General features: G+C 64.5%; 11 protein-coding genes. All 11 read left to right on the top strand.

The genetic code is table 11. The features are described 5' to 3' along the window. The first annotated feature begins 47 nt into the window (after positions 1 to 47). The 11 genes from C7T96_RS21710 (at position 48) to C7T96_RS21660 (ending at position 12,820) form a co-directional block, all read left to right on the top strand. A complete protein-coding gene (locus tag C7T96_RS21710) occupies positions 48 to 812 on the top strand; it encodes an IclR family transcriptional regulator (protein ID WP_106573355.1) in 765 nt (254 codons plus the stop codon). A gap of 124 nt (positions 813 to 936) precedes the next feature. Next, on the top strand, positions 937 to 2,475 hold the full coding sequence (locus tag C7T96_RS21705) for an ABC transporter substrate-binding protein (RefSeq protein ID WP_106573354.1): 1,539 nt from the start codon (positions 937 to 939) through the stop codon (positions 2,473 to 2,475). 75 nt (positions 2,476 to 2,550) lie between these two features. Then, positions 2,551 to 3,468 (top strand): ABC transporter permease, encoded by a 918-nt coding sequence (locus C7T96_RS21700; protein WP_106573353.1) that lies wholly within the window; start codon positions 2,551 to 2,553, stop codon positions 3,466 to 3,468. A 53-nt stretch (positions 3,469 to 3,521) separates the two neighbouring features. Beyond that, positions 3,522 to 4,364, top strand: coding sequence for an ABC transporter permease (locus tag C7T96_RS21695; RefSeq protein ID WP_199190541.1), 843 nt, complete (start codon positions 3,522 to 3,524; stop codon positions 4,362 to 4,364). Further along, positions 4,361 to 5,386 carry an ABC transporter ATP-binding protein gene (locus tag C7T96_RS21690; RefSeq protein ID WP_238719723.1) on the top strand — a complete coding sequence of 342 codons (1,026 nt, stop codon included), beginning with the start codon at positions 4,361 to 4,363 and terminating at the stop codon, positions 5,384 to 5,386. The genes C7T96_RS21695 and C7T96_RS21690 overlap by 4 nt, the downstream gene beginning before the upstream one ends. Further along, positions 5,383 to 6,489: a dipeptide ABC transporter ATP-binding protein gene (locus tag C7T96_RS21685; RefSeq protein ID WP_245414210.1), complete on the top strand. Its 1,107-nt coding sequence runs from the start codon at positions 5,383 to 5,385 to the stop codon at positions 6,487 to 6,489. The genes C7T96_RS21690 and C7T96_RS21685 overlap by 4 nt, the downstream gene beginning before the upstream one ends. Then, positions 6,490 to 7,500, top strand: a complete 1,011-nt coding sequence (locus C7T96_RS21680; protein WP_106573350.1) for a membrane dipeptidase — start codon at positions 6,490 to 6,492, stop codon at positions 7,498 to 7,500. Positions 7,501 to 7,660: 160 nt separating this feature from the next. Then, positions 7,661 to 9,700, top strand: coding sequence for a hydantoinase/oxoprolinase family protein (locus C7T96_RS21675; protein WP_106573349.1), 2,040 nt, complete (start codon positions 7,661 to 7,663; stop codon positions 9,698 to 9,700). A gap of 10 nt (positions 9,701 to 9,710) precedes the next feature. Continuing rightward, entirely contained in the window at positions 9,711 to 11,441 is a 1,731-nt protein-coding gene (locus C7T96_RS21670; protein WP_106573348.1) for a hydantoinase B/oxoprolinase family protein, read from the top strand. A gap of 519 nt (positions 11,442 to 11,960) precedes the next feature. Continuing rightward, entirely contained in the window at positions 11,961 to 12,269 is a 309-nt protein-coding gene (locus C7T96_RS21665) for a DUF1778 domain-containing protein (protein ID WP_106573347.1), read from the top strand. Further along, positions 12,266 to 12,820, top strand: a complete 555-nt coding sequence (locus tag C7T96_RS21660; RefSeq protein ID WP_106573346.1) for a GNAT family N-acetyltransferase — start codon at positions 12,266 to 12,268, stop codon at positions 12,818 to 12,820. Before C7T96_RS21665 ends, C7T96_RS21660 begins: the two co-directional genes overlap by 4 nt. Positions 12,821 to 13,099 lie beyond the last annotated feature (279 nt).

Below are 13,099 nucleotides of genomic sequence, written 5' to 3'. Positions count from 1 at the left end.
AGAGATTGAACTATATAGAACAACACTGTTGCTGTATATGGAACAACATGAGCTCGCTCGAAAACGGTCTCAAAATCCTCACCCACTTCAGCAAGGAGCGCCCGGTGCTGCGGGTCGGCGAGGTGTGTCGGGAGTTGGACATCCCCAAAAGCTCGGTGTCGCGTCTGCTGAAGACGTTGAGCGAGTTCGGGCTTGTCGAGCGCGAAGCGGGCGATGCGGGCTATGTTCTCGGGGTGGAGGCGCTCGCTTTGGCGGATTGCTTCGTCGCGGCGCGGTCGCTCTTGTCGATGGTCAACACCAGCATCGACGACCTGATCTCGGAGTTCCAGTTCGTTGGCTACGTCGCCGTCTTGTCCGGCGCCGACATCATCATCCTGCGGGCCAAGTCGGGCTCCTATCCGTTGCGTCTCGTGCATGCGGTGGGACGACGCATGCCCGCATTGCCGACGGCGCTCGGCGTCACGCTCTTGGCCAGGCAGGCGGACGATCAGATCCTGGCCACGCTCGCAGGCAGCCTGGATAGCGAAGAGACGCGCGAAAACGCCATGGCCAGGATCGAGGAGACCCGTCGCACGGGTGTCTTCAACCTGTACGACGGCATGCGGTCGGGCGTGTCGGCGGTCGGCGCCGCCGTTTGCGACCCGGCGCGTCACGAAAACATTTCGTTTTCGATCTCCTATCCGTCGGACGCCGTCGACGAGCAGTTGCTGAAGCGCATGCGGGCGCGGGTGCGCGAGGAGGCGCTGCGTATCGGAAAGAGCGTGGGCGATCCGTTCTGGTCGGACCCGGCGCGTGCAACGGAGACGCTCTGAACACGAAATTCTCGGGTCCGGCCAAGGAGAAAGCCGGCCCGGTCACCTGGCGCCGCTCTGCGGGGCTTCGGTCTGCCGCAGGGTGAAATCAACTTATCGCAAAAAGGAAAGAGGGGTAAAATCCATGACGATAATCAGAAGAACGTTTCTCTCCGGCTTGATGTCGGTGTCGCTGCTGGCTTCGCAGTTTGTGGGTGTCGTTCCGGCTTCGGCGACGGAAGAGGGCGTGTTGTCGATTGCCCAGGGCTTCGATCCCGTTTCGCTGTGGCCGAACTATTCGACCACCCAGGAGCAGATCAATGTCGGCAGCCTGATCGTCGAGCCGCTGTTCTGGGTGCCGCCGGATTCCGATGAGGCGCAGCCGATCCTGGCCGAGGGCTACGAACTGGTCGACGACAAGACGGTCCGTATCTCGCTGCGCAAAAATATCCAATTTACGAACGGGGAGCCCTTCAACGCCGATGCGGTCGTCCATTCGTTCGACATCTTCACCGACATAAAGACCACGCCGGCCTATGGGCGCTACTCCGTGGTCATCGACAGGGCCGAAAAGGTCGATGACCACACGGTCATGCTTTATCTCAACCAGCGTTATCCCGCGCTTAACCTCGTGCTGAGCCAGGTCTTCATCGTCCCGCCGGCCTATTGGCAGGAAGTCGGCGGGCCCGACGGGTTTGGCAGCAAGCCGATCGGCACCGGACCTTTCAAGCTGGCCGACTGGGTGCGCGACAGCGAACTGGTGATGGAAGCGAATCCCGATTACTGGGGGCAGGCTCCCGAAGGAATCGAGCGCGTCGTGCTGCGCCCGATCCCCGACGACATGGTGCGTGCCTCCGCGCTCATGGCCGGTGAATTCGACATTGCCACCAACGTCCCGATCGCGGCTTCGGCGCAGATCGGCGGCCAGTCCGGCCTGGAGGTGCTGTCCATCCCCAGCTATCGGATCTTCACGGTCTCCCTGTCCAATCTACCCGGCCAGGAGAGCCCCCTGCATGACGTCCGCGTTCGCCAGGCGATCAACTATGCGGTCGACAAGGAAGGCATTATCAAAGGGCTGTTTCAGGGGCAGGCGAGATCGCTCAACGGACAGTTGTTGCGCAAGGAGCAGGTCGGTTTCAATCCCGACATCAGCGACTACCCCTATGATCCCGAAAAGGCGAAGGCGTTGCTCGCCGAAGCCGGCTATCCCGACGGTTTCGACATCACGTTCAAATTCCCCACCGGCCGCTATGCGCAGGACAGGGAAGTGGCCGAAGCGGTTGCCGGCATGCTGGGCGCCGTCGGCGTGAGAACCCAGATGGTATCGCTCGAACCAGGCGAGTTCCTGCGTCAGCTCAGCGGACGCGAACTGCAGCCGATGGGCTATGTCGGGCTGGCTCCCGCCGACGATCCCGATCTGCAGCTCTCGCAATACCGCTCGGACTGGCGGTATTCCTACGTCAACAATCCCGAGCTCGACACACTTATCGACGCCGGCGGCAGCGAGTTGGATCGCGCCAAGAGGCAGGAGATCTACAGTAAAGCCATGCGCATCATGCACGATCAGGCGCATGTGCTGTTCCTGTACCAGGGTGTCGATCTCTACGGCGTTTCGGAGCGTGTGGACGGCTTCGCGCCGCGCGGCGACCAGCGCTGGGTCATCTACGGAATGTCCTTGAACTAACGTTGCGGGCTTCGCGCCGACCGGCGCGAAGCCCTACCGCCCGATTTCACGCACTCCCGCGACCACAGGTGTCCAATGGTCGATTATGTGTTGCGCCGCCTTCTTTACACAATTCCGTCGCTGCTCGGCATTGTGGTGGTGTGTTTCTTCCTCACGCGTCTGAGCGGTGATCCGACGGACCTGTTTCTGCCGATCGATGCCTCGGAGGAGGCGCGGGACGCGTTTCGGGTCCAGTATGGGCTCGACAAGCCGCTCATGGAGCAGTTCGTCGCGTTCTTCTACAAGGCCTTGCAGGGCGATTTCGGCAATTCCCTGCGCTTCGGAGAGCCGGCCATAAGCCTGCTCGCAGAGAGGCTCGGAGCAACGATTCAGCTCGCCCTGGCGACGCTTTTTATCGCCGTCGGCGTCGGCATTCCGGCCGGCATCGTGTCCGCCTATTACCGCAACTCGCTTCTCGACGTGGCGGTGCGCAGCCTGGCTGCATTCGGTCAGGCCGTGCCGACCTTCTACTGGGGCGTTTTGTGCATCCTCATCTTCTCGGTGTGGCTGAAATGGCTGCCGACCGGTGGCAGCGGCGGGCTCGTTCACCTGATCTTGCCCGCCACCACGTTGGCCTCCACGCTCGTCGCGCTGCTGGCGCGGGTGATGCGCTCGACGATGCTGGACGTGATGCGGCAGGATTTCGTTCGCACCGCGAGGGCCAAGGGGCTGGGCGAATTCACCGTCGTCATGCGCCATGTCGCGCGCAACGCGTTCATTCCCGTGCTGACGGTGATCGCGCTGCAGTTCGGCGTCTTGATGGGCGGCGTGATCGTCACCGAAACGGTCTTTTCCTGGCCGGGCGTTGGCCGCCTCGTCATCCAGGCGATCTATGCGCGCGACTATCCGGTCGTCCAGGCGGTGGTGTTTTTCTTCGCCCTGATCTTCGTCCTCTCCAACCTGCTCGCCGACATCCTCTCGGCGGTGCTGGATCCAAGGGTCCGTTACAAATGACCGCTGCACCTGTATCCATGCCGGCTCGTCGGCACAGGCGCTTGGGCTCGCTTATGCGCCATCTGCGCTCGCCGGTGGCCGTCACCAGCCTGATCGTGGTCGGGCTGGCCCTCTTGGCCACGCTCGCGCCGGGCCTCTTGGCGCCGCACGATCCCGCCGAGCAGAGCCTTTTGGCAAGGCTCGCGCCGCCGTCCTTCCTGGGTGGACCGGAGGGGCATTTTCTGGGAACCGACCAGCTTGGTCGCGATATCCTGTCGCGCATCATCTACGGCGCGCGCGCGACGCTTTTGATCAGCATCGCCGCGGTCGTCATCTCCTGCAGCATCGGCACGACGGTCGGTCTGGTCGCAGGCTATAACGGCGGCAGGACGGATGCGCTCGTCTTGCGCCTGATCGACATGCAGCTCGCCTTTCCGGTGATCCTGCTGGTGATCGCGGTGGTCGCCGTCGTCGGCTCGTCCGTGCTAACCCTGATCGTGGTGCTCGGCGTTTCCGGCTGGCCGCAATTCGCCCGCATCGTTCGCGCGGCGGTGATCTCGGTCAGGGAAATGGAGTATGTCGAGGCCGCCCGGGCGATCGGCGCGCCGGCAATGCGTGTCATCTTCCGGCATATCGGCCCCAACGTGCTGTCGGCGACCATCGTGTTCGCCACCTACGAGCTGTCGCGCATGATCCTTATCGAGGCGACGCTGAGCTTTCTGGGGCTCGGCATCCAGCCTCCAACGCCCACATGGGGCGGCATGATCAGCGAGGGCCAGAAATATATCAGCCTGGCCTGGGCCGCCTCGGTGTTTCCGGGCATCGCCATCGCGTCCACCATTCTGGCGATCAACATGATCGGCGACGTTCTGCGCGATGCTCTCGATCCCCGCCTGTCCGGGGAGGACGGCCGATGAGCTTGACCATGACCAGCAGGCCGAGCGCCGGTGTCGAACGGCACGACGAGATCCTGTCGATCAAGCAGCTTCGCACGACGCTCGGCTCGCGACCCGGCGGCGTGACGGTGGTTGACGGCGTCGACCTGTCGGTACGGCGCGGCAAGACGCTCGGCATCGTCGGCGAAAGCGGTTGCGGCAAGTCGATGCTGTCGCTGTCGGTGATGGGGCTGGTGCCGCCGCCCTGTCGGCTGGAGGGACGGATCGAGTTTTCCGGACGAAACCTGCTCGACGTGTCGCCGGCCGAGATGCGACGGATCCGCGGCAATCGTATCGCGATGATTTTCCAGGAACCGATGACGAGCCTCAATCCGGTTCTGACCGTCGGCTTCCAGATCGTCGAGGCGATGCGCGCGCACGACCGCAAGTCGTCCTACGAGGTGCTGCGCCGCCGTGCCATCGAGGCGCTGGTGCAGGTGCGCATGCCGGCGGCGGAGAGACGTTTCGACGAATATCCGCACCAATTGTCGGGCGGCATGCGCCAGCGCGCGGCCATCGCCATGGCGTTGTCCTGCAAGCCGGAGGTGCTGATCGCCGACGAGCCGACGACGGCGCTCGACGTGACCGTCCAGGCCGAGATCCTCGATCTTCTGCGCGATCTCCAGCAGGAGACCAATATGGCGATCGTTCTGATCACCCACGACCTGGGTGTGGTGGCGCAGGTCGCCGACGAGGTCGCCGTCATGTATGCCGGGCGCATCGCGGAGAAGGCGAGCTGCGACGCGCTGTTCGCCGACCCGCAGCACCCCTACACGCTCGGTCTGCTCGGCAGCATCCCGCGCATGGACCAGGCCGCCACGCGGCTGCTGGCCATCGACGGGGTGGTGCCGCCGGTTGCGTCGATGCCTCCGGGGTGCCGGTTCCATCCCAGATGCGTCTTCAGCGGTCAGGAATGCACCCGGCAGCGGCCCGAATTGACGGCCGTGGCCGACGGGCACGCCGTTGCCTGCCTGAAGGCGCCAATCGAGGAGGGCCAATCGTGACCGAAGGGCTTCTGGAAGTACGCGACCTGTCCAAGACCTATACGATCTCCCAATCGCTGATTACCCGGCGCAAGCAGGTGTTGCGGGCCGTCGACGGCGTGTCCTTCTCGCTGAAACGCGGGGAGACGCTGGCGCTGGTGGGCGAAAGCGGATGCGGAAAGTCGACCACCGCGCGGCTCGCCATGCGCCTGATCGAACCGTCGGCGGGAACCGTCCGCTTCGACGGCAGCGACATCGGCGGACTGCGCGGGTCGCCTTTGCGGCGTTTCCGGCGGCATATGCAGATCATCTTTCAGGACCCGTTCGCCTCGCTCAATCCCGGGATGACGGTCTGGCAGACGCTGGAGGAGCCGCTGATCGTCAACGATCTCGGAAACCAGGCGACACGCCGGGCGCGCATCGACGAGGTGATGCGGCAGGTTGGGCTCGCCCCCGAATATGCCGGTCGGTACCCGCACGAATTTTCGGGCGGGCAGCGGCAAAGGATAGGGATCGCCAGGGCATTGATCGTTCGACCGCAGCTTGTGGTGTGCGACGAACCGGTCTCGGCCCTGGACGTCTCGATCCAGGCTCAGGTGATCAATCTCTTGGGCGATCTGCAGGCGCAGCTCGGCCTGTCCTATCTTTTCATTTCGCACGATCTGGCGGTGGTCAAACACATCTCCGACCGGGTCGCGGTGATGTATCTGGGCAAGATCATCGAAACCGCGCCGAAGCGGGATTTCTTTGCCATGCCGCGCCATCCCTACTCGCGGGCGCTCCTGTCGGCGATACCGCAGCCCAATCCTCGCGAAAGGCTGAACCGGATGGCGTTGTCGGGCGAAATCCCCAACCCGATCGACCTGCCCCAGGGCTGCCGTTTCCATCCCCGCTGCCCGTTTGCCGTCGACCGCTGCCGCAAGGAAGAGCCGACCCTTGCCGAGATCGGCACGGATGCCGCGGTCGCCTGTCACAGGGCCGCCGACCTGCCGGATTGGGAAGGCTCGCCCGATCCGCTGGACATTCTCTCACCCGCCGCGCGGCGGCGCGTTGCAGCCTATGCCGCGCGCACCCGCCAGCAGCTCCCAACCACCCACAACAGTCAAGATGCAAGTGAGGTATAGATGAGTGCCGAAACCAAAGCGCGCCCGATCGTTATCGATGGGCTGAATTGCGCCGGGGTCACCCCGGGGCAGCTCAAGCGGACGCTGGAAGGGGGCATCTCGGCGATGAACCTGACGGCGATCAGGCCGGGCGCGCATCTTCACGACGCGTTGCTGCAACTCGAAGAGGCGCGCCGCGCGATCGAGGGCATGCCCGAACTGGCGACCGTCGTCACGACCGTGGACCAGATCGTCGCCGCCCATGACAAGGGCGTGGTCGGCGTCATTCTCGGCGCGCAGAACACCTTGATGGCGGAGCCCGACGTCAAGCTGCTGGCGAGCTTTCATGCCTTGGGCATGCGCATCATCCAGCCCACCTACAACGAGCGCAACGCATTCGGCTACGGCGCGTCCTTCACGGATATGGGCGACCGCGGCATCACCGAGGCCGGACGCATGTGGCTCGAGGCGATGGAGGAATTCGGCATTCTGGTCGACCTGTCGCATTGCGGCCACCGCACGAGCCTCGACTATCTGGCGGCGGCCAAGCGTCCGCTGGTCTTCAGCCATGCCAACGCCTATGCCGTGTGCCCCAGCCCGCGAAACAAGACCGACGAAATGATCCGCGGCGTCGCCGAGACAGGCGGCCTGATCGGCGCCGTCACCTGGGCGCCCGTCGTGCGTTGGGACCAGCGCCCGACGCTCGACGATTACCTGGATCACCTCGATCACCTGGTCAAGGTCGGCGGTATCGAGCATGTGGCGTTTGCCAGCGACCTGCCGGAGGACATCGGCCAGACCAAGGACGCCTGGCAGAAAATGTGGGGGCCGAACGGTCTCTATCCCAACGTCACCGGTGTGCTCGGCGATTGGTATACCTATGAGGACCGCTCGACCCAGGGCATGGAGACGATCTCCAAGACGCCGCTGGTCTGGGACAAGATGCGCGCCCGCGGCTACCACGAGAGCGATATCGAGAAAGTGATGTCGGGCAACTGGCTGCGCGTTCTCGGCGACGTCTGGAAGAACTGACGGCGCGGTCGATCCCGCCCGCAAAGGCCTTGCGGTCGTTGCGGGCGGTCGACAATCCAGTCCGAAACATCGCCAATCGTTGGCGCAGCCGCCGCCGCGATCCCGCAAGCCGCTCGCCGGGGCGGATACGAGATCGTGACCGGCGTTTTGGGAGCGCGGTATGCTCAGGATCGGCATCGACATCGGCGGCACGTTCACCGATTTCGCCGTCTGGAAGGATGACGGCGACGGCTACGCGCAGATCGAAAGCCGCAAGATTCCCACCTCGCGGCCGAATTTCGCCGAGGCGGTCAAGCGGGGTATTGACGAGATCGTCGCCGAGCTCGGCTATTCTAATCGGGCGCCCCTGACCGTGGTGCACAGCACGACCGTCAGCACCAATGCGGTGATAGAGCGCTCGCAGCCTCCGGTCGGACTGATCACCACGGAAGGGTTTCGCGACATTCTCGGCCTGGCGCGGCTGCGTCTCGACAAGCCGGTCGACCTCTTTAACCGGAGAGCCAGGCCGCTTGTCCCGCGCCAAAACGTCTTCGCCGTTGCCGGCCGCATCCTTGCGGATGGCACCGAGGACCGGCCGCTCGACGAGGACGGCCTGCGCGGGGCGTTGCGCACCATGCTCGATCGCGGCCTGGCCGGCGCCGCGATCTGCTTTGTGAACGCCTACCGGTATCAACAGCACGAGGTGAGAGCGCTGGAGATCGCGCGCGGCGAGTTCCCCCGGCTCGAGGTGATGGCCTCGCACGAGGTGTGGCCGCAACAGGCCGAATACGAACGTGCCGTGCTGACCCTGCTTAACGTCTATGTGAAGCCGCTCATGCAGGACTATCTGCACGAGATCGACGGTTTTTTGCGTTCCCGCTACCCCGAGGCGCGCCTCTATCTGACCAAGTCGAACGGCGGCATCATGTCGGTCGACGAGGCGCGCAGGCTGCCGATCCACACGCTGCTTTCGGGCCCGGCCGCCGGCGTGACCGCGGCCCAGGTGCTCGCCGAGCATGTCGGTATCGATCATGTGCTTACCTTCGACATGGGCGGCACGTCGGTGGACGTGTCGCTGGTGGAGAGCGGGCGACCGACCACCACCGGGCAGGCGGAAGTCGGCGATTTTCCGCTGATGATGCCGGTGACGGCGGTCGAGGCGATGGGGGCGGGCGGGGGCTCCGTCATCGGGCTCGACGACCGCGTTTTGAAAGTCGGTCCGCGCAGCGTCGGTTCGTCGCCGGGGCCCGCCTGTTACGGTCTCGGCAGCGACGAGCCGGCACTGTCGGATGCCTATCTCCTGCTTGGCTATCTGCCCGGCGAAGGGCTTTTGGGCGGTCGTTTGGGGCTAGACCGGGACCTGGCGGTGCGGGCCCTGCAGCCGCTGTGCGAGCGGCTCGGTCTCGACAGCGTGCAGGTCGCCGAAAGCGCCGTGGCGGTCGCCACCTCCGAAATGCTTGCCAAGATCACGCCGTTCCTGGCCAGGCTCGGCGTCAGCGCCGGCGACCTGACCATGATGATATTCGGCGGCGCCGGCGGCATCCACGGCCCTTTGCTCGCCGAGGAGGTCGGCATTCGCCGCGTCGTGGTGCCGCGCATTCCCTCCGTCTTTTGTGCCTTCGGCGGCCTCGTGTCCGACATGATGCACGACGCGGTCCGCTCCGTGCACGGTCAGCGGCTCGGCACTGACGAGCTCGTCGTCGGTTTTGCCGCCCTCGCGCAGGAGGGCAGGCGGTGGCTTGCCGCCCAAAAGGTGACGGAGCTGGCCGCGGTGCGTCACGTCTATCTGGCCGATATGCGCTACGCCGCCCAGTCTTTCACCATATCCGTCGACGTGTCCGCGCCGCAGGCCGGCGCGATGTCGATCGCGGCCGCCGAGGCGGCGTTCCACGACCAGCATCAAAGATTGTTCGATTATTGTGACCGCGAGGCTCCCGTCAGCATCGACGCGCTGCGCGTGCGTACGATCGGGCCGCGCGCGCGGCCGGCGGCGGGCGCGCTTGCCGAACGCGGCGGCGCGGCTGTTCCGGCCGGCGAGCGCGACATCCGGCTGAACGGCGCCTGGCGGCGTGTGGCGGTGTGGAATTGGCACGACCTTGGAACGGGCTGGCACTGCGACGGCCCGGCCATCGTGCAGCAGTCGATCGCCACGATCCTGGTTCCCGACGGGTTTCGGGCGCGCGTCGACGGCCTCGGCAATCTCGAGATGGAACGACGGTAGGGAGCAAGCGATGGATCCCGTCCAGACCGAAATCATGAAGAACCGGTTTTCCGCGATGGCCGAGGAGGCGGCCACGCTGGCCTACCGGACGGCGCATACGACCTTCGTCAAGCAGACCCAGGATTTCCAGGTCGCCGTGGCCGATCTGGACGGGTATTTCTTTGCCTATCCGATGCAGACCGGCGTCGTGACGGGAAGCGGGCAGACGATCGCCGGCCTGCTGAAGCATTTTTGCGCCGAGCAGCTGCGGCCCGGCGACGTGCTGATCTCGAACGACCCGTTCCGCACCGACGGCGTCGTCACCCACATGATGGATATCCACATGGCGCGGCCGATCTTCGTCGACGGCCGGCTCGCCTGTTTCGCCTGGTCTTTCATCCACGCCTCCGACATTGGCGGCGCGGTGCCCGGAAGCATCTCCCCCGATCTCTATGAGTGTTTTCAGGAGGGCTTGCGGATTCGGCCGAAAAAACTGGTCGAGGCCGGGCGGCTGAACCAGGACATCGTCGATATCCTGCATGACAATTCGCGCATCGGCGAAACGATCTGGGGCGATCTCGAGGCGATGATGGCGGCAATGCGCCTGCTCGACCGGCGCATCAACGAACTGTGCGAAAAGGTCGGCCGCGCCGGTTTCGAGCAGGGCGTGGCGGATGTGATGGCCTACGCGGAGATGAAGGCGCGCCGCGCGATTTCGGGGCTGACGGACGGGCAGTACAGCTTTGCCGACCGGATCGAGGGCGACCAGAACGGCGCCGATATCGAGTTCCGCTGCAGGCTCACCATTCGCGGCGACGAGGCCGAAATCGACTATGACGGGAGCTCGCCGCAGGTGCGCGCAGCCTTCAACTTCACCACCGGAGACCGCACCCACCCGTTTCTGTGCCTCGCGCTGACCCACTATATCCACACCGTTGAGCCGGACATTCCCGTCAATGGCGGAATCATGCGCCCCATCCGCGCCCGCGCGCCGCGCGGCAGCGTGATGAACGCCACCTTTCCCGCCGCCATGGGCAACCGCTTCGTGGCGGTGATGCGCAGCTACGACACCTTGATGGGCTGTCTCAACCAGGCGGTGCCCGGCGGCATCGTCGCCTGCGGCGCGGGCCAGGCCGGGATCATCAGCTATGCCTGGAGCCCGTCGGGCGACGGGCGGCAGCGCGTCGCTGTCGTCGAGCCGTTTTCGGGCGGCTCCGGCGGACGCGTGCGCGGCGACGGGGTGGACGCGAGCGACACCATGATCGCCGTTTTGAAAAGCGCGCCGGTCGAGCATGTCGAAAGCGAGATGCCGCTCATCGTACGCCGCCACGACCTGGTTGCCGGCAGTTTCGGCCATGGCCGGTTTCGCGGCGGCGCGTCGGTGGCGATCGCGCTCGAGAACCGGGCCCCGGACGCCGCGATCACGGTGCGCGGGCTCGACCGGTTCCGCTGCCGCCCGTGGGGCGTGGCCGGCGGCACGCCCGGTGGCAACAGCCTGGCCGAAATCGACGCGCCCGGGCAGGCAAGCCGCACCGTCGGGCGCATCAAGGTGCTGCATCTGCGCGCCGGCGACGTGTTGCGCATGAGATCCTCCTCCGGCGGCGGTTTCGGCGATCCGTTCGAGCGCGAGCCCGACCGGGTGCTGCGCGACGTGCTCGACGAACTGCTGAGCCGGGAGGATGCCGAGACGATCTACGGGGTGAAGATCGACGGCGACCGGGTCGACGGCGCCGTCACGCAGCGGCTGCGTGCGGCGCGGTAGCGGGCCAGGCCGAACAGCGGCGATATCCTCGGAAGCCGGAGCGGGATTAGGAGCGGACAGCCGCAAGCGGGATCGCGCATCACAGCCCCGGAACATCCGCGCCGAACCACCAATGTCAGGCCGGCCGCATGCAGCACGGCGCCGCGGAAGCCGGCTGAAGGGCGTGTCTTGAGGACGAGCCGTCAGCCAGTGTGATGGATGCGTACCGTCACCCATGTCTTCGGTGCGGGCACTTGTTGTGATGCAGACGCAAACTGGACCTCAACGCATCTCTTTGACCCGGTGCGACCTGAAGCCAATAGGTATTGGAGTATCCGGCTCTTGGCTTTTGCGATGGGAGGAATTGGGGCGCTTTCCTCGCCGTGTCCGCTTCTCGAACATTATGGTGGCTTGGCCTCGCGAACTGGTGATGGAGTGCTGCGAGGCGGGCATATCGGCAAGAGAGAAAAGCCGTCTTCAAGTTGACATGTACGCCATGGTGACGTACATAATCTTTGAGCTAACATTGAGGAGGCGACGATGCGCGCTTTCCATGATCACACGAAAACCATTGATGAGCGGGCGAGCGAACGGATGAATTTCCGTACCAAGCCTCATATCAAGAAGGCGATCCAGCAAGCGGCGGCGCTGAGCGGAGTGGACGATTCTGTCTTCACGATGAACGCCGCTTATAGCTCGGCGTTGGAGACGATTGCCACGCATGAGCGTACCATGCTTGATCCGGCAGATCATGCCGCGTTCTTCTTGGCACTCGACAACCCGCCGGCCCCGACTGCGAAGTTGCGGGATGCCTTTGCGCGCCATCGATCGCGTATCGCTTCCAAGTGACCTCGCCCGACGATGCAGGGCTGATCATAGAGCCGTTCGATCCTAAAAAACATGATCGGGCGGCTTTTTCCTGTGGTGTTGAGCAGGTCGACAATTTCTTCAAAAAGACCGCGAACAAGCTGGCCAAGGCCGGCAATCTGCGCGTCCATATCATGGTTGGCGCAGCTGGCGAGGTCATTGGCTTCTATGCGATCAATGCCCATGCGGTCGACTATCAGGAACTGCCGAAGCCCTATGCCCGATCCCGTCCGCGCCATGGGTCGATCCCAGCCGCATACATGTCCATGATCGGCGTTGATCAAAGATATACAGGACGTGGCTATGGAGGTGATCTGCTCGTGGATGCGTTGCAGCGCATCGCGTTCGCCGCTGAAAGCTTGGGGATCGCCGTAGTCGTGCTTGATGTTCTTGACGATGGAAATCCCGGTCTGACCGCCCGCCGCAAGAAACTCTACGAGGGCTACGGCTTTATACCCTTCAAATCCGATCCGCTCAGAATGTTCCTTCCTGTAGCAACCATTCAAGAGATACTGGGCGCATCATCTGCGTAGTGGTGTCAATTCGTTGCAGGTCGGCACTGGTCCGGATCGCGACAGACCATCGCGCTAACCAGCTACACCGCGTCTGGGGACGTCACCGTTCCTGGCTCGCCCGAGGCGCCGACGCCGACGCTCGGCGACATCATCCCGCAGTTCATCGATAGGGACGCAAAAACGCGCGAACGGCGTGAGTGTGCGTGGCAGGGCCGGTGCACGGCCATTGGCCGCAGCGCGTTCGATCAGCCAGCAAGAGCGTCTGGAGTGTATCCACGCGCCGTACTCAGAGGCGTG

The organism is Nitratireductor sp. StC3 (genome assembly GCF_003015025.1).
Lineage (GTDB): Bacteria > Pseudomonadota > Alphaproteobacteria > Rhizobiales > Rhizobiaceae > Mangrovimarina > Mangrovimarina alexandrii.
This window is presented reverse-complemented; position numbering and strand designations above follow the sequence as displayed.

Excerpts from the sequence above, each read along its gene's own strand:
- C7T96_RS21665 (WP_106573347.1), top strand. The coding sequence starts at position 11,961 with ATGCGCGCTTTCCATGATCACACGAAAACCATTGATGAGCGGGCGAGC.
- C7T96_RS21675 (WP_106573349.1), top strand. The coding sequence starts at position 7,661 with ATGCTCAGGATCGGCATCGACATCGGCGGCACGTTCACCGATTTCGCC.
- C7T96_RS21680 (WP_106573350.1), top strand. The coding sequence starts at position 6,490 with ATGAGTGCCGAAACCAAAGCGCGCCCGATCGTTATCGATGGGCTGAAT.
- C7T96_RS21700 (WP_106573353.1), top strand. The coding sequence starts at position 2,551 with ATGGTCGATTATGTGTTGCGCCGCCTTCTTTACACAATTCCGTCGCTG.
- C7T96_RS21695 (WP_199190541.1), top strand. The coding sequence starts at position 3,522 with ATGCGCCATCTGCGCTCGCCGGTGGCCGTCACCAGCCTGATCGTGGTC.
- C7T96_RS21710 (WP_106573355.1), top strand. The coding sequence starts at position 48 with ATGAGCTCGCTCGAAAACGGTCTCAAAATCCTCACCCACTTCAGCAAG.
- C7T96_RS21670 (WP_106573348.1), top strand. The coding sequence starts at position 9,711 with ATGGATCCCGTCCAGACCGAAATCATGAAGAACCGGTTTTCCGCGATG.
- C7T96_RS21690 (WP_238719723.1), top strand. The coding sequence starts at position 4,361 with ATGAGCTTGACCATGACCAGCAGGCCGAGCGCCGGTGTCGAACGGCAC.
- C7T96_RS21705 (WP_106573354.1), top strand. The coding sequence starts at position 937 with ATGACGATAATCAGAAGAACGTTTCTCTCCGGCTTGATGTCGGTGTCG.